The 26,495-nt window shown below is 68.8% G+C and carries 28 protein-coding genes; 4 read left to right on the top strand and 24 right to left on the bottom strand.

Going from position 1 to position 26,495, the window contains the following annotated elements:
• Positions 1–189: 189 nt before the first annotated feature.
• From NM1_RS29675 to NM1_RS29715, 11 genes are all read right to left on the bottom strand, one after another.
• Entirely contained in the window at positions 190–594 is a 405-nt protein-coding gene (locus tag NM1_RS29675; protein WP_068027265.1) for a hypothetical protein, read from the bottom strand.
• A 248-nt stretch (positions 595–842) separates the two neighbouring features.
• Entirely contained in the window at positions 843–1,646 is an 804-nt protein-coding gene (locus NM1_RS29680) for an SAM-dependent methyltransferase (protein WP_218022178.1), read from the bottom strand.
• Entirely contained in the window at positions 1,634–2,521 is an 888-nt protein-coding gene (locus NM1_RS29685; RefSeq protein ID WP_068027268.1) for an SAM-dependent methyltransferase, read from the bottom strand. The genes NM1_RS29680 and NM1_RS29685 overlap by 13 nt, the downstream gene beginning before the upstream one ends.
• Positions 2,518–2,664: a hypothetical protein gene (locus NM1_RS42585; RefSeq protein WP_157124022.1), complete on the bottom strand. Its 147-nt coding sequence runs from the start codon at positions 2,662–2,664 to the stop codon at positions 2,518–2,520. Before NM1_RS42585 ends, NM1_RS29685 begins: the two co-directional genes overlap by 4 nt.
• On the bottom strand, positions 2,631–4,130 hold the full coding sequence (locus NM1_RS29690; protein ID WP_068027271.1) for a nucleoside hydrolase: 1,500 nt from the start codon (positions 4,128–4,130) through the stop codon (positions 2,631–2,633). The genes NM1_RS42585 and NM1_RS29690 overlap by 34 nt, the downstream gene beginning before the upstream one ends.
• 316 nt (positions 4,131–4,446) lie before the next feature.
• Positions 4,447–4,611: a hypothetical protein gene (locus tag NM1_RS42590; RefSeq protein WP_157124024.1), complete on the bottom strand. Its 165-nt coding sequence runs from the start codon at positions 4,609–4,611 to the stop codon at positions 4,447–4,449.
• Positions 4,611–6,203 carry a cytochrome P450 family protein gene (locus NM1_RS29695; RefSeq protein ID WP_068027274.1) on the bottom strand — a complete coding sequence of 531 codons (1,593 nt, stop codon included), beginning with the start codon at positions 6,201–6,203 and terminating at the stop codon, positions 4,611–4,613. The genes NM1_RS42590 and NM1_RS29695 overlap by 1 nt, the downstream gene beginning before the upstream one ends.
• Positions 6,185–7,567, bottom strand: coding sequence for a cytochrome P450 family protein (locus tag NM1_RS29700; RefSeq protein WP_068027466.1), 1,383 nt, complete (start codon positions 7,565–7,567; stop codon positions 6,185–6,187). The genes NM1_RS29695 and NM1_RS29700 overlap by 19 nt, the downstream gene beginning before the upstream one ends.
• 23 nt (positions 7,568–7,590) lie before the next feature.
• Complete coding sequence (locus NM1_RS29705) at positions 7,591–7,794, bottom strand: hypothetical protein (protein ID WP_068027279.1); 204 nt, start codon at positions 7,792–7,794, stop codon at positions 7,591–7,593.
• Positions 7,788–8,138, bottom strand: coding sequence for a hypothetical protein (locus tag NM1_RS29710; protein WP_147289135.1), 351 nt, complete (start codon positions 8,136–8,138; stop codon positions 7,788–7,790). The genes NM1_RS29705 and NM1_RS29710 overlap by 7 nt, the downstream gene beginning before the upstream one ends.
• Positions 8,135–9,100: a hypothetical protein gene (locus tag NM1_RS29715; RefSeq protein WP_157124026.1), complete on the bottom strand. Its 966-nt coding sequence runs from the start codon at positions 9,098–9,100 to the stop codon at positions 8,135–8,137. The genes NM1_RS29710 and NM1_RS29715 overlap by 4 nt, the downstream gene beginning before the upstream one ends.
• Before the next feature lie 232 nt (positions 9,101–9,332).
• On the opposite strand from NM1_RS29715, the gene NM1_RS29720 reads away from it, so the two are divergent.
• The 4 genes from NM1_RS29720 (at position 9,333) to NM1_RS44695 (ending at position 13,807) form a co-directional block, all read left to right on the top strand.
• Positions 9,333–10,115, top strand: a complete 783-nt coding sequence (locus NM1_RS29720) for an aminotransferase class IV family protein (protein ID WP_068027287.1) — start codon at positions 9,333–9,335, stop codon at positions 10,113–10,115.
• A 66-nt stretch (positions 10,116–10,181) separates the two neighbouring features.
• Positions 10,182–11,096 (top strand): SUMF1/EgtB/PvdO family nonheme iron enzyme, encoded by a 915-nt coding sequence (locus NM1_RS29725; protein ID WP_174556931.1) that lies wholly within the window; start codon positions 10,182–10,184, stop codon positions 11,094–11,096.
• Positions 11,097–11,862: 766 nt separating this feature from the next.
• Positions 11,863–13,248, top strand: a complete 1,386-nt coding sequence (locus tag NM1_RS29730; RefSeq protein ID WP_147289136.1) for an NsdA family TPR-like regulatory protein — start codon at positions 11,863–11,865, stop codon at positions 13,246–13,248.
• Positions 13,249–13,258: 10 nt separating this feature from the next.
• The gene (locus NM1_RS44695) at positions 13,259–13,807 is read left to right on the top strand and encodes a GNAT family N-acetyltransferase (protein ID WP_084520172.1); all 549 of its coding nucleotides are present in this window, start codon (positions 13,259–13,261) and stop codon (positions 13,805–13,807) included.
• On the opposite strand, the gene NM1_RS29735 is transcribed toward NM1_RS44695, so the two are convergent.
• The 13 genes from NM1_RS29735 to NM1_RS29795 form a co-directional block, all read right to left on the bottom strand.
• Positions 13,778–14,305: a hypothetical protein gene (locus NM1_RS29735; RefSeq protein WP_147289137.1), complete on the bottom strand. Its 528-nt coding sequence runs from the start codon at positions 14,303–14,305 to the stop codon at positions 13,778–13,780. The two genes, NM1_RS44695 and NM1_RS29735, sit on opposite strands and share 30 nt — an antisense overlap.
• Positions 14,306–14,532: 227 nt before the next feature.
• Entirely contained in the window at positions 14,533–14,727 is a 195-nt protein-coding gene (locus tag NM1_RS42595) for a hypothetical protein (protein ID WP_170176889.1), read from the bottom strand.
• A 188-nt stretch (positions 14,728–14,915) separates the two neighbouring features.
• Positions 14,916–15,662, bottom strand: a complete 747-nt coding sequence (imuA', locus tag NM1_RS29745) for a DnaE2-dependent mutagenesis accessory factor ImuA' (RefSeq protein ID WP_068027299.1) — start codon at positions 15,660–15,662, stop codon at positions 14,916–14,918.
• A 163-nt stretch (positions 15,663–15,825) separates the two neighbouring features.
• Positions 15,826–16,497, bottom strand: a complete 672-nt coding sequence (locus tag NM1_RS29750) for a GNAT family N-acetyltransferase (protein WP_169814342.1) — start codon at positions 16,495–16,497, stop codon at positions 15,826–15,828.
• A 79-nt stretch (positions 16,498–16,576) separates the two neighbouring features.
• Complete coding sequence (locus tag NM1_RS29755) at positions 16,577–17,485, bottom strand: DUF4913 domain-containing protein (protein ID WP_068027305.1); 909 nt, start codon at positions 17,483–17,485, stop codon at positions 16,577–16,579.
• Positions 17,482–19,338 carry a type IV secretory system conjugative DNA transfer family protein gene (locus tag NM1_RS29760; RefSeq protein WP_068027308.1) on the bottom strand — a complete coding sequence of 619 codons (1,857 nt, stop codon included), beginning with the start codon at positions 19,336–19,338 and terminating at the stop codon, positions 17,482–17,484. The genes NM1_RS29755 and NM1_RS29760 overlap by 4 nt, the downstream gene beginning before the upstream one ends.
• Before the next feature lie 72 nt (positions 19,339–19,410).
• Entirely contained in the window at positions 19,411–20,709 is a 1,299-nt protein-coding gene (locus NM1_RS29765) for a hypothetical protein (protein ID WP_068027311.1), read from the bottom strand.
• A complete protein-coding gene (locus NM1_RS29770; RefSeq protein WP_068027315.1) occupies positions 20,706–21,548 on the bottom strand; it encodes a hypothetical protein in 843 nt (280 codons plus the stop codon). The genes NM1_RS29765 and NM1_RS29770 overlap by 4 nt, the downstream gene beginning before the upstream one ends.
• A gap of 154 nt (positions 21,549–21,702) precedes the next feature.
• Positions 21,703–22,695 (bottom strand): hypothetical protein, encoded by a 993-nt coding sequence (locus NM1_RS29775; RefSeq protein WP_068027318.1) that lies wholly within the window; start codon positions 22,693–22,695, stop codon positions 21,703–21,705.
• Positions 22,632–23,519, bottom strand: coding sequence for a PALP domain-containing protein (locus tag NM1_RS29780; RefSeq protein ID WP_147289138.1), 888 nt, complete (start codon positions 23,517–23,519; stop codon positions 22,632–22,634). Before NM1_RS29780 ends, NM1_RS29775 begins: the two co-directional genes overlap by 64 nt.
• 58 nt (positions 23,520–23,577) lie before the next feature.
• Positions 23,578–24,516 carry a hypothetical protein gene (locus tag NM1_RS29785; RefSeq protein ID WP_147289139.1) on the bottom strand — a complete coding sequence of 313 codons (939 nt, stop codon included), beginning with the start codon at positions 24,514–24,516 and terminating at the stop codon, positions 23,578–23,580.
• Positions 24,517–24,579: 63 nt separating this feature from the next.
• Positions 24,580–25,509, bottom strand: coding sequence for a hypothetical protein (locus NM1_RS29790; RefSeq protein WP_147289140.1), 930 nt, complete (start codon positions 25,507–25,509; stop codon positions 24,580–24,582).
• Between the two features lie 58 nt (positions 25,510–25,567).
• A complete protein-coding gene (locus tag NM1_RS29795) occupies positions 25,568–26,488 on the bottom strand; it encodes a hypothetical protein (RefSeq protein WP_068027328.1) in 921 nt (306 codons plus the stop codon).
• Between the last annotated feature and the right edge of the window lie 7 nt (positions 26,489–26,495).

The following is a 26,495-nucleotide window of genomic DNA, read 5'->3' on the forward strand; positions in this document are numbered from 1 at the left end:
CGCGTCCGGCTGCCTGCGCTGTCATACGGCCGCCCTGGATCGGTCCCGCGTGCACCCGTGCCGCGGTCGCGGGCCGACGCGCCAGCAGCTCGCACCGGCCGTGTACGGCCGGCCACGCGATCCCCGCTTCCAGGTCCGTGGCCTGCGGTATCACCGTGGGAAGCCGCGGCCGGTACGCATACGGTGTGTTCATGAGGACGCCAGCGGTGCGATGGTGATCGGCCGGAGGTCCACGTCGATCATCAGGTCGGCTCTGGTGCAGACGTCGCACCAGTCCAGGTCGATCGGGCTCAGCCACGCCGGGACCGTGTCCCCGGCCAACACCCGGTAAGCGGTCACACTGCCCAGCCAGCGGCATTTCCGGCAATCCAGGCCCGCCAGGGTCCCGGTCGTGATCACCGAGGACCGGCGCCGACCGAAGGATCGCGACATCTGGAATGTGCGCTGCTGCGACGGGTCACCACACACCACCGCCGGTGACGACCGGGCCGGGCGGAACCGGGCCCGCTTCGCTCGCGCGATCACCTTGCCGTGCCCGCCGGCACAGCACTCGATGTCGACGGTCAGCCACCACGGCGCGAAGGGCTCGGCCACCCGGTATGCGCCTACTGGGCCCTCGTCGATGCACTGCGGACACCGACCGACCCTCCCTATGGGCACGGCGGACACAAATGTGCGTCCATCAGCGTCGGTGTGCCGCAGCGCGAACACTCGCTCGGCGCTCTCACCTCGCAGGAGCCGGATCATCACCGCTCGGGTACTGCGGCGATATCGCTCAACCAAGGTCTTGACAGTGAGCGTCGCCTTTTCCATGTCCATGTCCGTTCGAATCCTTTCTCGCATCAGGGTTTTCGTCCGACGCTGCGGTAGACCGGTAGCGCAGTGACCGCCTCGGAGCGCGGGGTGGCGGGCTGCCCGTCACCGGCGGTGGGGACGCGGGCCGCCACGGTCTCCAGTCCTCGCATGCAGTCCTGCAGCGCTTCTTGGGTTCGCGGCCGGTAGGGGGCTGCCCCGGAACGGGCGTATGCCTCGAACATGTGCATCAGCCGGTCGTCGGTGTCGGTGACGTCGTAGACGGCCAGATAGCTGCCCGAGGGGACGGCGGACATGGTCGCCGCCACCGTCTCCCACATCTCCTCGGTGCTCGCGGTGTGCCCGAGCACCTGCACCATCAGCACCGCGATCGGCGCACTGAAGGTCAGCACCTGCCGCGCCTGGCCGATGACGTCCGCGGTGTCGCGGAAGTCCGCGTCGACGACACACGTCACGCCCTCGCAGGTGCGGCTGGTGAGCATGGCGCGGGCGTGGGTGAGTACCAGCGGGTCGTTGTCCACATACACCACGCGCGCCGCGGGTGCGATCTGCTGGGCGACATCGTGGACGTTGCTCGGTGTCGGCAAGCCGACACCGAGATCCAGAAACTGCCCGACCCCGGCCTCCTCAGCGAGATATCGCACCGTCCGGATGGCGAATCGCCGGGCCTCGCAGGCGATTTCGCCGATACGCGGGTAGATCCGGGCGCAGTCGTCACCGACCGTGCAATCGATGTCGTAGTTGTCCTTGCCGCCCATCCAGTAATTCCATATCCGCGCGGAATGCGGGATGTCGGTGCGGATTTCGCCGTTCGCGCCCATCAGCGCCGCCACTGCGACAGCGCCACCACTCGCTCGGTGAGGCTGTCGGTCTTCGCGCCGACACCGCCGACCACCAAACGCTGCTCCGGTGGCGACAACCCGACGGCCGGACCCAGCGGCCACCATTGGTCGAGGGGCACCAGGCCCGGCTCGATCAGCTCCACGCCATGGAACAGGCCGAGGATGGCGTCGCGGGACCGGAACCATCCCGACCCCAGGCCGGTGAGGTAGCGGTGCTGCAGATCGGCGGCGAGGCTGTGGTGGCTGGCGCCGTCGTGCGGGGCGAGGAAATGTGTCAGTGCCACATGGGAACCCGGCGCGAGAGCGTCGATGTAGGTGCGCATCAGCGTGCCCGGATCCACATCGCCGCCGATGTGGGGCAGGATTCCCGCCGCCAGCAACGCTACCGGCTGTCTCAGGTCCACATGCTCACCGATGACGTCGAGCACGCGGCCGGGATCGGTGATGTCGGCCCGTTCGAAGTGCGAGCGGGGGTAGCCACCCAGCAGTACACGCCCGTGGATGGTCACCACCGGGTCATGGTCGAGGTAAACCACCACCGCGGGGCGGCCGAATTCCTGGGCGATGCTGTGCGTATCGCGCATAGCGGGGAACCCCGCCCCCAGCTCGACGAATTGGCGGATCCCCGCCGGGCCCGCCAGATAGCGCACCACACGCTCGCGCCAGAGCCTGCCCATGCGCATCACGTCCGGCCACCCCGGCGCGATCTGAGCCAGGCCGGTGCAGAACGCACGATCAGCGTCGTAGTTGTCGCGGCCGCGCCGCCAATAGTCCTGCACGCGAGGCAAACTCGGCCTCTCGGTATCCACACCGACCGGCCCTCGCGTCCCGGCGTCGAACGCCCGGGCGGCGAACGGATCCCTCACGACGAACCCCCGCCGGGTGCTTGTACCACCAGTGCGCCCGCGGCCGGTGGGTCGCCCAGTTGTGCGGTCAGCCAGCGCATGAACGCGGGATAGTCGGCGTCGACGGCCATCATGAGCCGGCGGCCCGCGGGGTCGATACGCATGCGGCCGTCATCGGCGAGGACAACACGCCGCAATGCCAGGTCGGCAAACCCCAGCAGGACGCGACGGTCAGAGTCATCGGGTCGTGTTGTTTGCTCGTGCGGCCGCCGAAGGCGGCGGCCCAGCGGTCGAGGTGGACCGCGAGCAGCCGCGCCCACTCGCCTGCGTCCGGCGCGGTCAGCTGCTGGTAGATCGGGTGGCCGGGGTAGAGCGCGATCTTGTCGGTGAAGGTGACGTCCGAGGGCACCAGCGTGAGATCGTGCGCGGTTGCGATGACGTAGCGGGCCGCGGTGGGGTCCAGCCGGACGTTGTGTTCTGCGCGGTCGGGGTCGCGGTAGTTGATGGCGCCACCCATCTGGGTGATCATCAGCCGCTCCCTCAGTTCGGGTGCGGTGCGCAGGGTGTCGGCGAGGTTGGTCATCGGGCCGCACCCGACCCACCGGATCCGGCCATCGGTGCGCGCGGCGAGGGCCCGGACCGCGGCCGGCACGTCGGTGGGTTGGGCTGCGACAGTCGATGGGGTCAGGCCGTCGACGACCCAGTATTTTCGGTTGCCGAGGTCGGCGCCCGCGACCACCGGGACGTCGGTGCGGCCCAGCAGATCGAGGAGGTGGCGGACGAATCGTGCGCGCTCCCCGCCGATTTCGTCGCTGGTGACCACCAGCGCCAGTTCCGGCAGCAAGGCGGCGCATCGGACCGCGATCGCGTCGTCGGGATCGCCGCCCGCGTCGACGTCCAGGATGATCGGCGTTCGCGTTAACGTCGGCAGCGGCGGCCCGCCCAGGCGCGGCCGGGCGGCCTGTCGCGCGAATTCCGGATAACGGTCGGCGATTTCGAGCGCGGCCTCGTGCGCGGCTTCCGGCGTCTGTCCGACGGGGCGGTTGTGGTGGCAGGTTCCCGACCGTCGCGAGGCCCGATTGCCGGGTGTGGCGTCGTGCCACCGCAGGTGGACCGTGGACCCTGCGCGTTGGTGTGGGACGCGGCGACCTGCTCGCCGCTGGTCGTTCCGCGACGCGCGTGCTCCGTGGTCGGGTACCCGCCGGTGGCGGGCGGTCGTGTGGCGTCTGCCGAGGTCGGGCTGCAGGCCGAGCGCCGCTGGACCTCCGGTCGCCGCGCTGGCGGTGTCGGCGGCCGAAAGATCGGGAAACTCGTAGCCGGTCACCGGAAATGGCTCCCCGATCGCAGCGCGCGTTACCCGCACATGCGAACCGGTCAATGTTTCCACCTCATCGTCGGGCAGGTCCGCGCTCGCGAGCGTCACCATGTACGACCGGCGAGAGCGTTCGACCAGGCCGTCGTCGTCTCCGGTGTGTTCCAGCTCGACCAGCGTCATCGGCACCGGTTTGCCGATCACGCGGCGGGGCAGATCCCACATGGGTGCGGCGGCGTCGAGCCCGTGCAACAGGTCCCCGGCGCGCACCCTGTCCGCTGGCACGGTCAGGGTGACCGGTTCGGGTGTGTCATTCATTGCCAAGAGTCCTCGATGTGTGTGTGAAAGTGCCGGAACGGCGGGGCGGCGCCCGGAATGCAGAGCCGCCCCCACCGCTGTGCCAATCCCTCCAAAGGGGGGTTCGACTTACTCGCCGTCGCCGGTGGTGTTCTCGTCGCCACCGTTGGCGCCGTCGTCTCCGCGGTGCTCGTACATTCGTCTTCACCTCCTTTCAAACTCGTTGTGCGTGAACCCGTCTCCCATATCCGCGCGTGCCGTGTGACTTGCGATGATGCGCAGCGCACCGTGAGACTTCCGTTGCGATCGGATGCGATGTGCGGTATGCGGCGCGGCGTCAGATATCGGAAGTCTGTGTGTCTCCATCGGTCACGCGAGGGTCGCCGGGTATCGGGCGCTCGCCGTCGGCGGCGACTGCCTGATTCGGCAGCAGATAGTCGTCATCGCCGAAATAGGCGGCTAGGTCCACGGCGTCGGTGACCGTTCGGTGGGTGATCCACATCAGCGCTCCCCCTCCGGCTCCGGCCAGCGCCGCATCCCGCAGGACTGGGTAGCGAAGTGCTCGGGGTCACGCTCGGTGCCCGGCGAGGGCACGGACCGGTCGAGGTCGACCTCGAAGTCGAAGGGGCGTTGCGCCACATCGGTAATCATCAAGACCGCGACCCGTTCGATCGCGTCGCTGCCCTCGGCAATGGTCCACACGTCGAGCGTGGGGACGTAGACCACCCAGCGTCCTCGTGTGGCGCGGATGGCTCTCACATGAATGCGGTCAGCCATGACAGCTCGTGGTCCTCCATTCCGTGGTGGTGTGAAAGTGACTGCGCCCCAGCAGCATCGAGACTCGGTCACGCACGTTCGAACGTCCGGCCGGGCGGGTGGGTGCAGGTGCGTTGGGATCGTGCGGGGTCCGTTCATGACGCAGCTGGCTACGTTGCCGAGCTCGTGCGGCGGCACCGCGAGCTGCATGTCGGGGAACCGGTCGAACAGTGCGGGCAGCGCGACCCGTGCCTCCAGCCGGGCCAGGGATGCGCCCAGGCAATGGTGTGCGCCGAATCCGAACGACAGATGCTGGCGCTGGATGGTGGTGTCGCGGTTCGGGTCGAACGTGTCGGCCGTGGCCCCGTACACCGTCCGGTCGCGGTTGGCGGCGGCGAACGACAACACGATCGCCTCACCCGCGGGGATCGTGATTCCGCCGCCGAGGTCGATGTCGTCGAGGGTGAACCGGAACGGCCAGGTCGCCAAGGGCGGCTGGTGCCGGAGTGCTTCCTCGATCAGCGCGGCCCACAGGGTGCGGCCGGCGATCACGTCGGCGCGGAGCTGCGGATCGGTGAGCAGCGCGGTGATGCTGTGGCCGAGCAGGTGCACCGTGGTTTCGTGCCCAGCGCTCACCACCAGCATCAGAGTGTCGAGCAGCTCCTGCTCGGTCAGCTCCGCCGACGCGATCAGAATGCTGGTGAGATCGTCGCCGGGACGAGCTCGCTTGCGTGCGACGACCTCGGCGGCCACCATCCGCATCGCCGTGAAATCGGCGGTCACCTGCCGTGGTGTCGCGGTGGTGTCGAGCACACCGTCGGCGTGAGCGCACAGCGGTGCCGACAACTCCGGCGGCACACCCATCAGCTCCGAGATCACCCGGATCGGCAGCGGTCGCGCGAAATCCGCACGCAGATCGACGATGTCACCGTCCGGGGTTTCGGCCAGGTAGTCGAGCAGGTCTGTGGTGATCGCGGTGATCTGTGGCCGCAGTCTGTCGGTCCGATGCTTGGTGAACGCCGGCGCCAGCGCCCGGCGTAGCCGCTGGTGATCGTCACCGGAGGTGGTGAGCATGTTGCGGACCAGGACGAACGGCGCCATCACCCAGTCCTCGGGGATATCTCCCGCCGTCCACGCGGGCCAGGAGCGGGGGTCTTTGGAAACCTTCTTGTGGGTCAGCAGGCTGCGCACCATGGCGTGGTCGGTCACCAGCCACGCCGGTACCCCGCCGGGCAACTGAATGCGCGCGACCGGGCCGTGCTCGTCGCGGATCCGCGCCACTTCACCCTGGGGATCGGCGCCGGTGGGATCCAGCACGCTCAGCTTGTCGTGTGCCATGAGAGCGGCCTCCTGTCGGTACGGGGTTTCGGGGCGGACTGCGGGGGCGCGATCAGCCGCATCGGCTCGCGCACCGGCTCGAACACGACCGGAAGCGCGGCCAGGGCCCGGTGGAAGATGCCCGGCCGCCACGACACGTCGTCCGGTGGGGTCGCCAGCCGCATCTCCGGGAGCGCGTCGAGGATCTGATCGATCGCCCGCGTGGCGATGACCTCGGTCATCGCGATGGCCGGGCAGCGGTGCACACCGAGCCCGTAGGCCAGGTGTGATCGGTTCCCGGTGCGGTCGGCGGCGGTGACAGCGGGGTCGTTGTTGCAGGCCGCGAGGCTGACCACCACCGGTTGATGCGCGGGCAGCCACACGTTGCCGATCAACGTGGCCTGGCGTGGATAGCTGATGCAGAAATTCGCCAAGGGTGGGTCGGTGAACAGCACCTCGTCGACCGCGTCGCGGGTCGACAGGCTTCCACTGAGCAGGCCGTCGGCGAAGTTCTGTCCGCGCACGTCGGACGCGGACAACAGCCGCCACAGCGCGTTGCTGATCAGGTTCGCCGTCGGCTCGTTGCCCGCCGCGAACGGCAACGCGACCTGCATCACCAACTCCGACTCGGTCAGCTCCACCGGGTGCGCCATCATCCGCGACATCAGATCGTCACCGGGATGAGCACGCCGGTACTGCACCGCCTCGGCGAGAGCCGCGCCGAACATCAGCTCGCCCCCGGCCGCGTCGATACCGTCCATGATCATCGCCTGCCCCCGATAGACGCGGCGGGCCAACGGGTCCGGGATCGCGAACAAATCCGACAGCACCCCGAACATCAGCGGCAACGCATAATCCCGGTGCAGATCCGCCGCTCCCTTCCGGGCGAACGCGTTGATCAGCCGATCGGCCTCCCGGTCCACCGCGCCATGCAGCGCGTTCAGATCCACCCCGCTCAGCACGGCATACGCCGCGCGCAGCCGGGCGTGATCCGTCCCGGCCTTCCGCAGCGCGTTGTCGCGGGCCTGCAGCATCGGCAGCACCGGGCAATCCGGCGGAATATCCTTCTGCCACACGCTGGGATCGGCGGGGAAATGCTCGTGGTCGTTCAGGATCCGCACCGCGGTCCGGTAGCCGATCACCAGCGTCGCCGGAACACCCGGCGACAGTTCCACCGGCACCAGCGATCCGAACTCGCGCCGCATCCGCGCATACGCGGCATGCGGATCGGCAGCGAACTCCGGGACATGCAGCAGCACCCGCGGGCCGTCCACCTCGAACGGTGACCCCTGCACAACCGGGCACACCCCCGCAGTGGACGCACTCGCCGACGCGCCACCATGCACCGCCCCGACCGGCGGTTGCTCCTTCGGCGCCGATTCCATCGGCATTCCGTCCTCTCTCGTCTTCACGGCAGAAAAAGTCGTTGGTAGGGAAGCGGTTTCATCTCCGCGCTTACCTGCGCGTCGACCGTCACCTGTCTCGCCAGGCCCTGACGTCGCACCCCTGCCGCGAACACCGCCGCCACGATTTCCTCCGCGCGGTAGTCGCAGATAGGCATCCCCGCGACGCCCCACTCGACGGCCAGATGGCATTCCACGGCGATCACCACCGCTGTCTCTCACCGACCGCGCACCCGGGCCGCGGTGGCGGCGCAAATCGCTCGAATCGGCGGCGGGGCACCAACGTTCGCACTTCGGCGTGCACGCGCATCTCGTCCAGCCAGGCCGATACATGCGCGGCGGTCACGACGAGAATCACTGACAGTTGCGCGTAGTCCACCGTCGCCAGCCGCACCGCTAGATCGGCATCGGAATCGACCACCAGCACCGCACCGCCGACCAGAGGAAGCCGCTCCGCGTCCGCGAACGCCGCCAACTCCGCCGTGTGGGCCTTGGTGAGCCGTTTGGACCGATGCCGCAGCACTATCGCCATCCCGAATCGACGCCCGGTCACGGCGCACCTCCGAGAAGCCTGCGCGACCAGTACGGCGGGAGCGTCGCGTCGAGGTCGTGGCGCTCGTACCCGGGCAGCGGGAGATCGCAACGGGTCACCGTTGCACCGGTGACCCGGCTGCGGCAGCGGCGCACGACCCCACCGCGATCCAGATCCGCCAGCATGTACACCCCATCCGGGACGGGATCGGTGGAGTGGTCGCGGGTTTCCCATACCTCCACCGCGAGCGTCCGTGCACCGGACGGGCATCGCGCCTGCACCCGCAGCGTGTTCGACATCGCCGAGGCGTCATCGGTGGCCGCCCCGACCAGGGCCCGGACCACGCCGCTGGCCCGCTCCTCCAGGTCGCTGAGACCTCGGCGTTCCAGCTGGACCAGCATGTTGCACAACACGAGATCGACCGCCTCTTCGGCGTGCGCGTGGACCGGCACGTCGGCGATCACCCCCGAACGGTCCTCGTCCGGGCCGCACTCCCCCAGCCGAGCACCACGATCGACGCCGCCGGCCTCTCCTCCTGGATCGAGATAGGTCACCACGACATCCGGTGCGGTCACGGCAATCTGGTGCAGCACAAGGGCCTTCGAGACCCCGAGACCGTCGAAATGGTCCTCCGACGGCACGATCAACCGACCAGGCCGATCACCGGATCCGGAAACGGCCAGCGCATCCAGCAGGCGCCACAACGCGGGCGTCGGGGGCGCCGCCCGCAACAGCCGATCGAGGTCCACCCGCCGCCGATCAGCGATGGCCCGCACCGCTGCGATCACCGCGCCGTCGGCCTGCCGGTCCGCCTCATCCACGAGCGACCACAGCAGCGGCGCCGGCGCACCCGCCTCGCGGAACAACCGGCCTCGGACCGAACCGCCGAACTCACCGGCCAGCCGTTCGATCTCGCCCTCGATCACCCGCGCCGAGCCACCGGCCAGCGCCAGCCGCAGGTATCCCCACATCACAGTCGTCACCGGGGCCACCCCCACCGGCAGCCTGGCCGGACGGCGACACCCCGACCTGCGACTGCCGCCTGCCCCGTCGGCGAGACGGTGGCCTGGTGCCGGTCCGCATGTGTCATGCACTTCAGCATCGGCACAGGTCCGCGAACTCGGAACCGCCTTGGCACCGAACTACACCGCCCGGGACCGGCCTTCGGCGTCCGCCCCGGGCCGTAACCCGGTCCGGCGGTGGAACACTGGCAGCATGGAACTCAACGGTGCACCGGTCACGCCCGACGACCTGGCCCCTCTCGGGCTGGTCGGCTACGGGCACTTCACCTCGATGCGCGTGGAAGACGGTGCCACACGGGGCTTCTCGCTGCATCTGGACCGGCTGGTCCGTGACTGCCGCGAGGTGTTCGCCACCGACCTCGACCCCGACCGCGTCCGGGACCACATCCGGCACGCGGTACGCGACGTCACCGGCCCGGTGACCGTGCGGGTCACGGTGTACGACCCGGACATACAGCTCGGCCGCCCAGGAGCCGACGCGGCCCCGCGGATCCTGGTGACCATGCGCGCGGCTCCGCCCGCGCCGCAGGGTCCGGTTGCGTTGCAAGCCATGGCCTACGCCCGTGACCTGCCGCGGGTGAAACACGTCGGGCTGTTCGGGGCCCTGTATCACCGCGCCAATGCGCAGCGCTCGGGATTCGACGACGCCGTGTTCACCGACCCCGGCGGCGTCATCTCCGAAATCACCACCAGCAACATCGGATTCATCACCACCGAGGGTCAGCTGGTGTGGCCGCGCGCCTACATGCTCGTCGGCACCACCATGCGACTGCTCGCACGGGCCCGCGACGAGAACGTCGTCACCGAAACCGTCACCCTCGACCGGCTCGGCGAGTTCGTCGGCGCCGTCGCCACCAACGCCGCAGTCGGTGTCCGCGCCGTCTCGCGCATCGACGACACGCATTGGGCCACCGACCACGACCTGATCGAGGTCCTGCGCAAGGATTACGAATCCATTCCGCCAGAACAAATCTGAACACTGTCTCGTCTTCCGGATGGCTAGGCTGGTGCGCCACAGCGACAGGAAGGGGCACAACGAGCGATGGTGGGCCTGATCCGGCCCTGGACCGGAGACGAAACGCGAGCGTTGCGCGACGCGCAGCGCATGACACTGCGGCAATTCGCCGCGCTGCTCGGGGTCAACGAACGCCTCATATCGAAATGGGAAGCCGGCGGGAAAGCACTGACACCGCGCCCGGTCAACCAGGAAGCCCTCGACACCGTCCTGTCGCGCCTCGACGCCGTCGAAACCGCGCGATTCATCGAACTCGTGCCACCCGACGCGATCGGTGAAGACCGCGACGTCGACGCCTTCGCCCCATCCACGCGCACCCGCCACCCGGTCGACGGCAAATGGCTCACCTGGATCCCCGAAGGCGTCTGCCTGATCGGGCCGCAGGACAAACCCGAATGGGTTCCCGGCTTCTGGATCGACACCTACCCGGTCACCAACAGCGACTACTCCCGATTCGTCGCCGCCACCGGCCACACCCCGCCCCAGCACTGGGCCGACGGACACCCGCCCCCCGACCTCGCCGAGCACCCCGTCGTGTGGGTCAGCCACGACGACGCCACCGCCTACGCCGAGTGGGCGAACAAACAGCTCCCGACCAGTGTGCAGTGGGAGAAGGCCGCCCGTGGCACCCGCGGCAACACCTACCCCTGGGGTAACCAGGCAACCCCCGCCAAATGCAACGTCCGCGGCAGCGGCCCCGGACGAACCACCCCCGTCGACACCTACAAAAGCGGCACCGGCCCGTTCGGAGCCTTCGACCTGTGCGGCAACGTCTGGGAATGGCAGCAAACCCCCACCACAGACGGCAGATACGAACTCAAAGGCAGCGCCTTCACCTCCCCCTTCGACCGCGCAAACCCAGCCGCATTCAACGACGCCGACCACACGATGACTGACGACGACACCGGATTCCGCTGCATCACAACCGATCCGATCGAATAGATCGACCGCACGTGCACGCAGGCATCGAGCGGTGCGACAGGCCAACACCACGTACGTCGCAGCGTCCAACCCGAGCGATCTGCCCGGCGGTGTTCGACCTCTACGCGCCGTGCTGTCAGTCTCGCACTGTCCCCATGCCGATGCAGTAGGGCACCCGCCTCCAGCACCTGCTGTCCCCACACTCTGGAGGGACGAGCACGCACCACTCCGGTCGCTGCTTCCCCGGGGTGCTCTGGCCCGACGTCCGATGCCAGGTGGGATGGCATTTCTCTCATCGATGTTGCAGCCCGGTCGCCTGCGCAATCGGCGGAATGTCGCGATACGGCCCGCAGCCGCCATTCGTTGACGAACAATTCGCGCACGCTCCATCGTCAGTCCCAATCCGGTTGATCGGAGAGGGCCGCGCCCGCAGCAAGTCTTCTCTCGACAGTCCGCTGGGCAGTCGCGATGCGTTCTCCACAGCCACCGTGCGGTGTCCCAGTTCAGATGCACGGGCTCCTGGTCGCAGTCATCCAACGAAAGCGACAGCAGTCCAATTGATTTCGACATGATCATCGTGACCGTCACCCTCGTCGCCGCGTCTTCTGAGGTCGGATCGCCAGAGCGATGTGTTCACCCAGCACAGTCGCTGCACCATGTGGCAGCCATAGGCGGCGCTGTCGCATATCACCGATAAATGAGAGCCGGATGTAGTATTTCGCCGCATTTACGCCCTCAACGCCATTCCTGAGTTCAGGCAACCCCGAATTTGGCTACGATCACAGGAATGGGCGGGACACGTACGAATCCGGAACTTCGGCGGATACTCCAGGAAATCGGGTGGTCGCCCTACGAACTCGCGCGTGCGGTCAACCGGATGGTCAGCCGTGACCGGCGGATACACCCGAAAACACCGTTCGCGTGGCGTGATCGAGGTACGGTGCCGCGAGATCCACTACCTGCCGTCGTGGCCGGGATACTCACCGAAGCCCGCGGTGAGATTGTCACCGTCGATCAACTGTGGCCGGGACGAGCCCTGCAGACTGAGGTGTGGCTCCCTGCTATCACCAATATGTCGACTGACAGCTGGGAGCCTCGCGAGACTCTCACTCTCCTCGATGAGTTCCGGCTCGCTGGTGATGCCAAGACCTTTTTCGCCGTCTCCGGCACCCCGCTAACGACTGTCGCCGATACGTCGAAATCTGCGCGTCACCTAATGCTGGCGGACGACAAGGCGAGCGGTCGCGGCTACGTGACGGCCGACTTCATCGACTATCTAGAACGTGATCTGGCTGAGTTGAGGCTCCTCGATGATGGACACGGAGGCGAGCTCGTTCTGCGGGCCGTCACTCATCGCTTGGCTCAAGCAGTCGATCTTCTGAATGACTCGATGTACTCCGCAGCAACCGGTAGACGGCTCCTGTCCGTGGTCGGACAGATGGCGCAGCTGGCCGGATGGCTGGGATTCGATCTCGGGCGTCACGGTTTCGCACAGCGCACCTATCTGCTCGGTCTGCGGGCTGCCGTGTCGTCCGGCGACAAGCAACTCGGCGCCCTGGTGCTCAGCTGCATCGCATTCCAGCAAACATGGCGTAACCGAACTCACGACGCTGTCTCGATCATGAGCACGGTCCGCCAAGGACTGCGAGGCGGCGCAACACCGCGCGTCCAGGCCCTCATCGCGATGCGGGAGGCACGCGCATTCGCCACGACCGGGATGCATGCCCCAGCGTCCGCAGCACTCGACCGCGCCCTTCAGGCACTCGCCCATGGAGCGCATGAAAACGACCCAAAATGGGTCTACTGGATGGACTCAACGGTGCTGACCAGTGAGGCAGGTCGCTGCTACCTCCATCTCGGCGACACCAAACGAGCCGAATCCCAGCTAGCGGAGGGGCTGGCGCACCTCGGCGAGAACGCGACGCGCGACCGCGTCCTGTACGGGCTTTCCCTTGCCCTGGCGCACACCAGAGGAGCCGGTGGCCGGCAAGACCTCGAGCTGGCGTGTTACGAGGCCGAGCAAGTGCTGCCCATGCTGCCGGAGGTCGGCTCGGCCCGGTGCCGCAAGCTCATCGAGACGATCACAACCGAGTTGCGGCCGCATCGCACGACGTCGACAGTGCGCGAGTTTCTCGACAAGTTCGCGATGTTGAAGCAGGCGCCGATCTGCTAATCCTGGTTATATGCAGACCTCGTCGACCAGCTCTCAGGAAGTTGTGCTGCACCCTGAGCGATACGACTCTCCCGCTGCCACGACACTGATCGTGAAGGCGAACAGCGTCAACGAAGAACTCTACGGACACCCTGATCAGACGCCCGTTTCGCCGGATGAGTTCGCCCCGGAGCAGGGCGGGGGATTTGTCGTCGCCTTTGTAGATGACGTTCCCGTTGGGTGCGGCGGGTACCGACGGCATGTGGGTGACCCGACTGGTGCGACCGCGGAGATCAAGCGCATGTACGTCGAGCCCGACCTGCGCCGATCTGGGATCGCGAGCCAAGTCCTAGGCCACCTAGAAGAGGGTGCACGACGAGCTGGCTACCGGGCAGCAATTCTCGACACTGGTAGCAAGCAAGTGGCCGCCCACGCTTTGTATGAAGCGTGCGGCTACAGGAGAACCACCGGGTTTTCGATGTACAAGGACCGGCCAGGGAATCGCGCATACCGAAAAGAACTTCCACATGCAGCAACTGGAGAACCCGGGTCACGGCTCCTCGCCGAGCCACCGCAGTAGGGTGCCCAACTGGCCTACCGCGGCCGACGGTTCCGGTTTGGTGTCCGGGCGTAGTCGTCGGGCCTTGGTGATGTTTCCGGTCGACGGCGAGAAGCGCGCTTCGATGACCACATCGCCCCGCTCGAATCGGACCTCACCGCGCCCGACGTCCCGGGCGCCCCAGCCACGATAGGCAGCGTCAGCTCGGACGCGATCGATCTGCGTTAATCCCGCCGTGACCGGCCGGTCGCTGTGATACACGACCACGAGGTCCTGCCCGGCCGCCCACAACCGTTCTGTCGATATACCGGCCTGCGGAACTCCGTAGCCGAGCCATTGCCCGTTGTCGGCCCGCTGGAGTGGACGCGGCCGATCCGATACCTCGGTCGGGCCCTGAATGACGATGGAATCCGCGCCGAGATCCAGCAACTCGTCGATACCATCTACCGGATCACCGGCAGTCGCCCACGCTTGTTTCGCGGGCGTGGGTAATCGGGTCACCTTTCGCTTGGTCGGCACGGGCTCGCCTCCGCCGCTCAGGCTGCGCAACGGGGCACCGAGCCCGGAGGGTTCGAGCCTCCGCTGGCGCCGCTGCCAGCATGTTTGCAGACGATGGACACGGTACCCGCATCAGGCGTCCCGATGGACGCACCCCGGCGCTCAAAAAGGGCCCGGAGAAGGCTTCCCGAGTCCTCACTCGCCCCGTGCCGATGTTGGCCGTCATGAGGCCGCGCCCGGCCGCGCGGTCACCTCGCCACTGGGCAGCCGAGTTCGAACTCGAGGACCAGTTCCCGCAACCGGATCGCGCCGGCGTCGGTGGCCGGTGCGAATGTGCCCCAGGGCAGCAGCATGACCTCTGCGCTTCGTTGCCGCCCGATGAGCGGCGCGAATTGCACGCGCGACACGATGTACCCGGCGACCGTCACCAGCAGCTCCACCAAGCGGCCGGGCTCGTCGTCGAGGCACAGTCCTCGGTTCTGCGGCTGCACTGGGGGCTCTGATCTCCACGGCAAGCTCTGGGGAGCCCACAGCCGGGACGCGAAGACCCATACATCGATCGGGGGATCCACCCAGCGGTACGCGTCATAGCCGCGGTCTGCACGTCCCTCGTTGTCCGGTCCGCGTGTCATCACGTTCCCGTCCGCAGTTGCGCCACGGGAGCGACCGCTGACCGGGCCCATTCGACGCTCCCGTCGGCGGGGCCGTGTTCGACCACGCCGGACCGCATCTGACCTGCGCCGTGTGCCTGGATGTTGAATCGAAGTCTGGTGACCCGTCCACAGCCACGCTCTATGCCCTCATAGCCGACCACGCGGGTGACGATACGCAAACCCGATCCCTGCCAACGGATCCCGCCCGTCAAGATCACCGAGCATCCACTGGCTCGCGCACGCGCCGCGATGGCCCGCGCCCGCGACGGCGGCAGCGCCAAGCCCCGCGCACCCGCCACCACGAGGTCGAAGCCGTCGACCAGCACGCCCAGCACCTCGGCGTGGTCGTCTCCCGGGTCCGGCACGAAATACATCCTGTTCAAATCGCCCGACATTTCCACCACCGCGTGCGGGTTGAGCTGCGGCACGCCGCTCAATGCGACATTCCCGCCCGACGCGGTCACCGCGGCCACGATCCCCGCCAGCGGCCCGGCCACCCCGGCGTACGACATCACCGTTCCGCGTCGAAGCCCGCCCTCCGGCAGGATCTCCGCCAATGGCGGCGGCACCGGCAGCAACCCCTCGATCCGCGGTAGCGGCTCGGCCTGCGGCCCACTGTCGCGGACTTGACGGCGCGGCACAGCGGCCAGCGTGCGCTGTACCGCCCGATCGCGTTCCGCTCGCGACATACCCACGAAATCGTGCGGATCGATCATCACAACCATGGCCACACCTCCCGGTGCCCACCGACCGGCTTAGTCGAACTAGTGTTCGACACTGTAACGCGCCGACCGCGCTCAGCAAACCGATGCCGCGCCCCTCCCCCACCCCGGCGCCGTCAGGCGGCAGCCATCGGCGATCGGTCGCACCCAATCCCTGTTGAGCAGCTCACGACCTGCTGTTGTTGCTGGTGGCCAAGGCCATGGAGAACAGGGATTCACCGGGTCCTGGGACGTGGCCAGCGGGTATGCCGTAGGAGGAGAATTCGACCGGTATTCCGGGGTCGTGCACGGTGAACCCGCACCGGCCGTAGAACCCGGCCTGTCCGCTGGCGGTGTCGAACTGCCCATGCACCACTCGCGCGCCCGCCAGCCGCGCGATCTCGACCGCGCGGGTGACGAGGGCACAGCCGACGCCGTTGCCCCGATAGTCCGGCAGCACGGCGAGAGTGTGGATCTTCATCATCGTCACGATCGCATGCCTCGCCACGTCGTTCCCGACGGGCGCGAGTTGGCGGATGATCCGCCACGGCGGACCCGCGGTGAGTCCACCGATCACCTCACCGTGCGAGACCGCGACCAAGGCCAGGGAGCGGGCCATCAACGCGCCGGGCAGCTCGGCAACGGTCCAGGCAAGTCCCAACGCGGTGGTGTAGTCGGCATCGAGGGCGGAGGACAACAGCCCGGTCTTGGTGGCCAGCCACATCTCTCGTGCCGATCGAGCCGCGTTCACCGCTCCAGCGAGCTCGTTGAAATGCCGGAATCGCCGGAACTCGGTGCGGCCCCGCGCCTCTCGTATCTCGTAGGAGAGGCCGTCGGTGTGGATGGTGGGAGGAGTCATCGTGGACACCCTTTCTGTCGGATGGCTGTGGTGGCCGGATTCGGTGCGGCACAAGGACGGTCGGATTGCCGGAAGTAGGTCAGGTGCCGGTGGCAGGGCGCAGGGAGCGGAAGTCGGGGCCGAAGCCGAGATCCTCGATGGGGACCGGGCGGCCGGAGAGGCCGAACCAGTTCGGCGCCACTGTCGTGGTGGGGAGGCCGGGTTGCGGGACATGCCTGTCCGGCGAGCAGCGGTGCAGGGGGCCTTGGGCAGCGTCAAGGATGACACGCAGGTGGGGGTCGATGTGTGAGACGAACAGTGTGCTGATGGCGGTTTTGTCGTCGGCGAGGCGCGCGGCTTCGAACACCGCGTGCAGGGCGGCGAAGCGGACGGCGACGCCGTGGTGGTCCCACCACTGTCGGCACCAGGTGTATTGGCCTTCACGGTGATTCGCTGTGACCTTGACGGCGGTGACCGGGAGCAGCCAGTGCTCGACCCAGTCGGCGTAGTGCCCGAACCGCGGCGGCGTCTTCTTCTTTTCGCCCTCACCCTGACCGTCGTCGGTGGTCTGGTTGCCGGTTGTGGGTTTCGGCCGGGCGCCGAACCAGCCCGGCGGTACCGGGTCGGCCGACAAAGAGGGCAGCGCCACGTGTTTGGCGCGGGTGCAGCGGTGTAGTGGCCCGTTGGCGGCGTCCAGGATCACCCGGAAGTGGGCATCGACGTGGCTGGTGAGGTAGGTGGAGACGGTGCTGCCGCTGCGGGAGCGGCGTGCGGCTTCGAAGGCGGCGTGCAGGTGCGCGATGCGCACCGACACCGCCCGGTGCCGCCACCATTGCCGGCACCAGGTGTAGGTCTGTTCCCTGTTGGCTTCGGCGAGACGCACGTTCACGAACGGCAACAGCCATTTCTCGGCGAAGACCACGAAGTTCGGGTACGCCGGAGGCATCGGCGCCTTCGTGCCGCTGCCGCCGCTGCCCGGGGTCGGGCCGGTGCCGGAGGTGGTGGTCATAGTTCGACACTTCCCGCGTGTCCGGTGTGGCCCGGCGGTGCGGGAGGTGGTGTGGGAGTGGGTTTTTCGAAGCGTTCGAGGGATTCGGTGACGAGGGGTTGGAGGGTGGGGTTGTCCCACCAGAAGATCTTGCGGACGAGGACTGGTTCGTGGCCGGGTAGTCGGATCAGGGCGCGGTTTTTGGGAAGCCTGCCCAGTTTGGCGACGTTGAAGATCGGTTCGGCGCGCCAAGAGGTGGATTTGTTGGTGCCGCCGGGCCCGCGGGAGCGGGAATGGTCGGCCACGTCGTGGTCGTCGATCGCGCGCGCCCACTCCTCCAGATACGAGGTGGTCGCGATGTTGCCGCCGTAGATTTCGATGGATTGGGCGCGCATCGTTTTGACTCCGCCGGGGCCCCAGAGTTCTTCGGCGGGTTCGAGGACCTGCACGATGGTGATCAACACGATGCCGCAGCCGCCGCAGTAGGTGTACCAGTCGGGCAGTTCGGCGACCCGTGCGCAGTTGGCGGCCTCGTCCAGCACCGCCAGCAGCGGTATCGGCAGGCGGCCGTCCACGCGTTGCCGGGCCGTGGCGAGACCTGCCTCGACGATCTGCCCAACCAGCGCAGCGGTCAAGGCGGTGGCCGAGTCCGGGCCCTTCATCGACAGCGCGTACACGGTGTCGCTGCTGGTGACGAACCTGTGTGGCACGAACAGCGGCCGCTGATGGGTGACCGGGCCGTGCGCGATATCGATGACCACGCCGTGGTCGCCGTCGTAGACGGTGAATCGCTTCCGTGACGGCGGGGTCACCATCTGCGCGTACCCCTCATCCGACAGCGTGTTGAGATACCTTCGCGCCATGTCGAACAGCCCATCCCTCTGCCGGGCATAGAGGGATTGGGCGTCCAAGATCCGGGTGGCTGCCTGCAGGTGCCCTTTGGCGCGCAGAATCAGGACGGGGGTTTGGTCCTGGTCGGCCGACAGCCACTCCGCGACGTGCAGCAGGTCGCCGTCGGCGCGGGCGGCGGCGAACATGTAGAGGGCCAGCAGTTCCTGGGCGCCGCCGTCGAAGTAGTCGTCTTTTTTCGCGGCGGCCTGCTGGGCGGCCGACCCGGTCGCGCCCGCGACGAAGAACGACGCCAGCATCCGCGCCTTCGGCAGGTTCGGCACCTGCCCCAGCAGGTTCACCCAGAAATTGCATTGCGGTGTGCCGGTGACACCCTGGAGATCACAGATCCAGACGGTGCCGCGTTTCTCGCGCCCGGCGAGGGTGTGTCGGTAGAGGTCGGGTTTGTTGCTGGTGGCCAGTACCGGTCCCCACGCGTCCAGGGTGGCCGGGATCGCCCAGGCCATCGTTTTGCCGGTGCGCTGTCCGGCCGAGATAAACATCCCGAGCTCCGCGGGCAGGTGCAGGTCGATGCCGCCGATGACGGTCTTGCCGAGCAGCGGGCCCGGCATCGACCGCACCTGCGCGGGGGCGTCTTTCAGCAGCCTTCGCGCGGCCGTGGTGTTGTCTTCGCGGCGGCCGACGGTGATCTGCCGCGGCGACACCATCGTCCGCGCTGCCGCGTCGATGGGATCGGTGCGCGGGAATCGCCGCCACCCCACCCGCCCGGCGCAACTGATGAGGAAGAAGAATCCGGCGAGGATGAGGGTGGATTGCCACGGCCACCGATGGTGACCGACGATCACCTGCAGCAGGGCGACGGCGGGGTGGCCGGTGACCGGCAGCCCGGCCCACCAGCTGCCCAGGCTCAACGCTGCCCACACCACCACGGCGACGGCCATGACGGCGAGCGCGAGGAGCAGCAGCCAGTTTTCTTCTCCGAGGCCGCCGGTGCTGCGGCGGCGGGTTTCACGACGAGCCATCATGGCTGTCACCTCCCATAGGGGTTGTGGATAAGAGTGGGGATGGTTGTGGATCAGCGAGCGCGGCAGGGGTTTTCACGGCGGCACCTCCATGTCCGGACCGGCAGTGGGCGCCGGACCGGAGTGGGCGTGCGCGTCGGGTTCGGCTGCGGCCCAACTGGTGTCGGCGATCTCGGGCAGCGCGGCGCCGATGGCGTCGCCGATGTCGGCGCCTGCGCCCGTGCGGACGGGCTCGCCACTGTCTTGAGCTCGTCCGGCGGATGCTGTTGTGCCGGTGTCGGTTCCGGTGTCCACTGCGGTGCCGTACTCGGGGTGTGTGGTGTCGATCTGGTGGCGCAGTGCGGCGGCGTCGGCGAGGGCGTGGTCGCGTTGTTCGGTGAGTTGCGCGAGGCGCCCGAGGCGGGCGTGGGAGGGTTCGGTGCTCCAGTAGATGCCGTCGCGGCCTGCCTGGTAGGCGCGCTCGACGTCGTCGTAGACGATTCCGGCGCGCAGGGCGGCGCGGCCGGCGTCGGAGGTGGCCTGCCGCAACGTTTCCAACCGGTGGATGACGGCGTGGTCGCTGTCGTGGTGGTCGAAGGTGTTGTTGGCGTGTTCGGCGGCGAGGTCTTGCACTTGCCGTAGCAGTTGGGCGTGCCGGGTTTCCCAGGTGGCGGTGTCGGTGTAGCGGTAGGTGATGGGGGCGTCGCGGATTTCGCGGGGCAGCAGCATGCGGCGCGTCTCGTACCCGGTGTCGAGGTCGGCGGCCTGCTCCTCAGCCTCGAGGGCTGCGTCGGTCGCGGCGATGACGCGATCGGTCTCCTTCTCGGTCGCCGCCGAGACACCTGTGCGGGGTGCGCCCAGCGACCGTTCCACCGCGGTCCGCGGGTCCGGTTCGGGCGGGTTCAGCAACGCCGCCAGCGGACGGTCCCGGGTTGCGGCGGTGTAGGTGTCGGGCAGCAGATTTGGGTAGCGGTGGTCGGCGTCCTGCGCCGAGGCGAGGACGACGCCGTCGCCGTGGCCGGTGACGTGGCGGGCGTCGACCAGCGCGTCCCACAACTCGTCGTCGACCGGCAACTCCCCCGCCTCCCGGGAGCGGGCAAGTTCGTCGAAGATCCGGCGGGCTCGCTGCGGCCCGGACTGCCAGCCCATGACCCCGGCTTGACGGGCTTGCCACATCCGCCGGAACCGCTCCTGCTCGTGGCGGCCCCACCGCATCGCCAGACCCTCGGCGTGTGCCAAATACTGTGTGCGGGTGTCCTCGTCGAGGGCGTGTGGCGCGATCTCCTGCAGCTGGTAGTACTTGGCGAAGTCGGCGCGCAGCTGCCGCACCCGGCTGTCGTGATCGGGGTAGAAGTCGGGGTTGGCGTAGCCGATGGGTGCCTCGACCAGGTTCATAGCTGGGCCCCCGGTTCCGGGCCGGGTCCGATCTCGCGTTCCGGCGTGGCGGTCGGGAGCTGTTCCGGGTTCGCGCTCCAGGTCCCGTCGCCGGCGCCGCTGGTGTCGGGGAGCGCGGTGTCGACGGCGTCGCCGATCCCGGACCCGTCACCACGCCGTGCGGGGTCGGCCCGTTGGTTGGGTCCGTCGATGAGGTCGCGTACTGTCGCGGCCGCGATGTCGGTGTGGGCGTTGCGGAGTTGCTGCGGCCAGCGCGGTGCGGGGTCGCGGTGGTGTTGGCGGTTTCCGGTTTCCCAGTGGTGGTCGACGTCGGCGGCGGTCAGGTCGTGAATGGTGTTGTCGGCGCGGGCGAGGTCTTCGCGCAGTTCCTCGATCGTGGTGTGGGTCGTGGCCAGCTGCTGGGTCTGCTCGGTGGCGTGGGTGTGGTGCGCGTGGGCTAGCTGCTGGCTGATGTTGAGTTGGACGCAGAGTTGTTCGAGTCGGCCGAGGAGCCGGTGGGCGGGTTGGGTGGCCCAGGGTGTTCCGTTGCTGCCGAGGTGCTCGGCCCGGGCGATGTCGTCGGTGGTGAGTCCGTCGCGTTCGGCGTCGCGGCGGGCCTGGGACAGGTCGTCGTCGATGCCGTTGGCGAAGACCGCCCACTGCCACTTCTGGCCGGTGATGCGGGTGTCGTTCGCGGTGGCGGCGGCCAGCCAGGCTGCCCGCAGGTATGCCGTGTCCTGCACCGCGCGCAACCGCGCCGCGTGCACGGCGTCGGGGTCGTCGGTCCCGAACCGGTGTGCGATCGGGCTGGGGTGCGGGGTCGAGTTGTCGGCAGTGTTATCGGATGTGTTGTCGGACATCGGGTTCCGCCTTCGGATGTCGAAGCGGGTCACCTCTCCGGTCCCGTTACGGGGCGGGTGGGGTGGTGGCGGTGCAGATGTCCCTCGTGTGGTCAGGGGTGGTGTTGTGCGGCGGTTGGTGCCAGCGCGCGCCGCTCACCCGGTGGGTGGTCGTCTATGGTTCCGGGCCCGGAGTGTTCGGGGGGCTCGGCGGCGGCTCCTGTGGATCCGGTCCGGTGATGTCCGGTTCTCGGTGTTGGGTGGTGCTGTCGGGGAGGAGGGGGTCGATGGCGGCGCCGATGGTGTGGCGGCCGGCGTGCTGGTCGCGGTGGTAGACGGCGGCGGCGAGGCGGTCCTGCCAGCGGTTCATCCGGGCGCGCCGCCCGTGGCCGAGGTCGGCCGCGGTGTCGCGCAGATGGGTGAGCAGCACGTCGATGTGGGCTCGGACCGGCTCGGCGGCGTTGTGTTGGGCCAGATGCTGGTCCATGACATGGGCGGCGCGGTCGAAGCGGCGGTGTGCGTGGTCGGGGTCGCGGCGGGTGTGGGCGAGGTCGCGGGCGGCGTTCTGCGCGTCGAGGAGGCTCCGGTCGATGCCGGTCAGTTCGCGGCCGCGCTCCCCACCCCGATCGATCGGGACCCCGGCGCGGGCCAGGTCGCCGGTGAGCTGGGTGTCGACGGCCTGGCACAGCGTCTCGACCCGATCGTGGTGTCGCGCGCGATCGACAGCGGCTTTGGATTGCTCGTCGACCAGCAGCAGTTCGGGCAGCGCTCCGCCCAGTGACAGGTGCTCGACCGTGGTGGCGAGCAGGACGCGTTCGATGTCCAGCAGTCCGCGGCCGTGCACGATGAGCTGGGACAGTTCGTGGTGCTGGCGGCGGGTGTCGTCGAGCAGCAAGACCATCATGGCGGGGACCGGATGGCCGGGATTCTGTGCGAGGTAGTCGGCGTAGCGGCCGGTCGTCTCGGTCAGGGTGGCGTAGGTGTGCAGGCGCGCGATCAGGTCGGGGCGGTCGATGTGCTCCGGCCACAGGTGCAGCCAGTGCTCGCTGGTGCCGGCGTCGATGCGGGCGATCTGGTCGGCGACGAGTTGCCGGTCGGCGGGTGTCAGCATCGCGAGGTCCGGTCGTGGCCGCAGCACGATGGCGTGGTCGCGGTGTTGTTCGAGCATCCCGGCGATCTGTCCTTTGATCTGTCGCCGGGATCGAGCAACAGCGGTGTCGCCGACAGGTCGATGCCGGTGACATCGCCGGTCAGGTACGCGGCGGTGAAACCGATGGCCGCCCGCTCCGATGCACCCACCCCGGCGGCGGCGAGGTCGCTGGCCAATCCGGCGAGGCCATCATCGAGCGCACCACCCGGGCCGGCCGACCACGCCACCCCGGCAGGGCCGCGGCCGCGGCCTCCCTCCGCAGCCGCAGACCACCGGGTCACCGCGGCGCGGGCGCGGCGGCGTGCGTCCTCGGGCAGGTCGGCGATCGCCAGCACGGTGTGGGCGGCGCGTTCGACAGCTCCGGTGCGGCGCGTGGTGAGCGCGGTGATGGCCTGCCGGTCGTGGTGTGCGGCATCGAATCCCGGGTCGAGGCTGATGGTGGCGGTGTGCGGGTCGATGAGCAGGCCGTGTTCACGCTGGTACCGGTCGACGATCTCGGACAGTTCGGTGTCTGCGGCCCACACCATGGCCTGTTCCAGTGCGACCGCCAGTTCGTCGCCGGGCGCGTCGGGGTCGCCGAGCATCCGCCGCAGTTCGGTTGTCTCGCGAAGCGCGATCTCGACAAGACGGGCGTGGTAGGCGGGCAGCAGGTAGTCGGGAAGTTCCTCGTTCGCCGCGTACGCACGGGCGCGGGCGCGGCCTTCCTGCATCGCGATCGCCGCCTCCAGCACGGCCCGCCGCTGCCCGGTCCCCTCCCCCGCAGGCACCCGCAGTTGTGCACGCGACACCGGCCCCGCATCGGCAGGCTCGGCTGCTGCGGGTTCGAAAGTATTGTCGCTCATGGCGTTTCGACCTCCGGGCGGCAAGGGCCAGCGGGCTCGGCGCCGCGGTGTGCGGCGGTCATGGTTCCAGCCAGGGGTCGGGCCCGGTATCCGGCGCGTCGGAGGCGGGGCCGGGGTCCTGGTCGGGGTTCCAGCGGCCGGGTTCCAGGTAGGGCAGGAAGGTGTCGATCGCCCTCTCGATCGGTGGGTATCCGTCGGTCGCCTCGGACCCGCTGTGCAGGGCGGTCGCGGCATGAGCGAGGAACTCACGCGGTGTGGGTGGGGCTACGTCGGCGGTACGGGCCGCGGCGTCGTCGGTGAGTAGCGCGGGCACTGCCGGGAGGGTTTCCGCGGTGGCGTAGCGGCGCCAGGCGTGTTCCAGTTCCAGGTCGTCGACCCCGGCCAGAGCGGTCATGGTCGCCTGCCGCATCCGGGTGACTTCCGGCCCGTGCCACAGGACTTCGGCGTCAGTCGCTGTGATTTCGGCGGCGTCCGCCAGCGCGGCCACACGGGCATGAGCCACGGTCATGGCCCGTTCGAGATGAGCGCTGGTGACCGGGTCGGCGCCGAAGGAGTAGACCCCGGCGTGCACACGGTCCAACCGTGCCGCGTGCAGCGCGGCCATCCGTTCCAGCCGCCACGACTCGGAGATGAGCATGTCGCGGTACAGCTGGGTGCCCGCACCGGCCGGACTCGTGTCGGCCGTCGCCGGTTCGGCGGCAGACGCGCCCGGTTCGGCGGCAGATCTGGCTGGTTCGGTGGCGGCGTGGCGGGCGTGGCCGATGTCGGCGGGGTCGATTCCGGCCGATACCGCGAGTGCCTCGGTGGCCTCCGCTGCGGCGTTCAGGGTGTCCAGCCAGGCGCGCCAGTCGGTTTCCGGGCTGCCGTCGGTGCCGTCGAAGCCGTCGGGTCCCAGCTGCTGCAGGCGGTCGTGTTCGCGCAGCAGGTCGGTGATGCGTTGCAGCAGTTGTGCTTGCCAGTCCGGCACCGGGTCCGGCACCGGCGGTGGTGGGGTCATGATCGACACCTCCAACAGGTGAAACAGGGTTGTGGACAGGGGGTTTCGACGGACGGGCCGAGATCAGGGGTCCGGTCCCGAATCACGCTGGGGATCCGGCGACAAGGGATCGTCCCGACCGGGATCGGCGGTGCCGGTGGACCATTCGCGGGCCAGAGCTTCCGGGAACACTGCGTCGACGGCCGCGGTGGCCGTGGCAGCGTCAGGTGACCGAACCTGGTCGGTGACCGCGGAGAGGGCGTCGCGTGCCTGGTCGAGTAGTTCCGGCACGCGCGGTGGCATCACCTCGGGCAAGGGGACGTCGGGGCCGTGGTATCCGTCGCGCTGCAGTTGTTTCAGCGATCGGCGGGCGTCGGCGGCGATCGTCGGGGACGCATAGGTGTGCCAGCGGATCGCGAGATCGTCTGTAGTGCTCTCGTGCAGGCAGTGCTGGAGACGCTGCTGCCATTCCTGGGCCGACACGGTGAACAGCGCCGACCACCGGGCCGCGGATCCGCCGACCGCGTGCGCGGTCCGGCCGGCGCGCATCCACAGCGCGTCCATGTTCCGCCGGACCTGTTGCCCGAGAACATGATCCGGGAACCGGCCGGTGTCTGCCCAGTGCCGAAGGCTGTAGACGGTGTCGACCGCGGCCATGTCCTTGAGTCGTTCGATATCGTCGGCCACGCGGGGCACCACCTTCTGCCCGCGGGGGTGCACCGCGGGCTCGGGCATCGGCTGGTTGTCGCGCCACTCGTTGCCGCGCAGCCCGAGGGCCCGCACGCGGTCGACCCACTCCGGCGGGACTCCCGCCGCGCGGGCGGCGATCTCGGAGAGTTCGCGTTTCGTGTCGACCGCGTTGATGCGTGCCACGGTGTGCAGGTCGGTGCGCGCGTCACCGCCCGCCTCGTACATCGCCTGCAGCAGACGGCCGCTCTCGACCGCGAGCCGCTGAATCTCCCGCAGCATCGCCACGTGCTCGGCGGGGATTTCCCGCCCGCCCGGGCCGGTCACCGCCACCTCTTACGGTCGGGCGAAACCGGTGGTACAGACGATGTTCGAGCCTGCGAGGTCATGGCTCGACTCCCGCGGCCGGGTCGTCGTCCGCTGGCGTCGGCGCGGGTTCGGTGGTCGTCCAGTCGTGTTCGGTGCCGTCGGGGAGTGCGGCGTCGGCCGCGGTATCGGGGCCGTCTGTTTCTGTGCTCGGGTCGTCGCGGAACAGGGCCGCGGCGGACTCGGAGAGCATGACCTGCGGTGCGGGGATCGGGACCGGGTCGATGACCGAGCCGCGGGCGATCCGTGAGCCCAGCACCGACACCGCGCGCTGGGCGTCGGTCTCGATACCGGGCCACGCGTACACGCGCCAGCGTTCCTCGACATCCTCGAGGTCGTACTGGGACACAGTCACGTCGAGGAGGCGGCGCCACTCGCCGGTGTCGGTGGCCCACATGCCGTTTCGCTCGTCGTCGGTGAGGCCGACGGCGTCGGCGACCTCACGGGCACGCCGCCACAGCGCGTCCATGTTGCGTGCGTACTGCGCGGTGGCGTCCTGCTCGGGATCGAATCCGGCATCCCCGGCGGACAATTCGAGCCGGACTGTTTCGAGGGCGGCCATGTGCTGCAGCTGCCACACATCGGCGGCGACGCCGTCGACCATGGTGTCGCGCACCGCATCCCCCGCCCGCTGGGGTGCGGGGCGGATTCCGCCGCTTCCGTACGCGTGGGCAGCGATGATGTGGTCGCGGCGGATACCCACGGCCTCGGCGTGGGTTTCGGCCTCCCGGCGGACGGCGGCGAGGCCGTGCAGGTGGGTGCGCCATGCCTGCAGTGGCCCGTCCGTGCCGCCGGGCGAACTCTCATATCCCCGGCTCAGCAGCTGTGCGCGGTCGGCGGCCAGGTTCTGGATACGGTCCAGCAGCCGCTGCTGCCAGGCCGGGCCCGTGTGCCATACCGCCGTGCCCAGCGGTCGCGGCGACGGTGACGGTTCGGTCATCAGGATG

It is taken from the genome of Nocardia mexicana NBRC 108244 (assembly GCF_001613165.1).
Lineage (GTDB): Bacteria > Actinomycetota > Actinomycetes > Mycobacteriales > Mycobacteriaceae > Nocardia > Nocardia mexicana.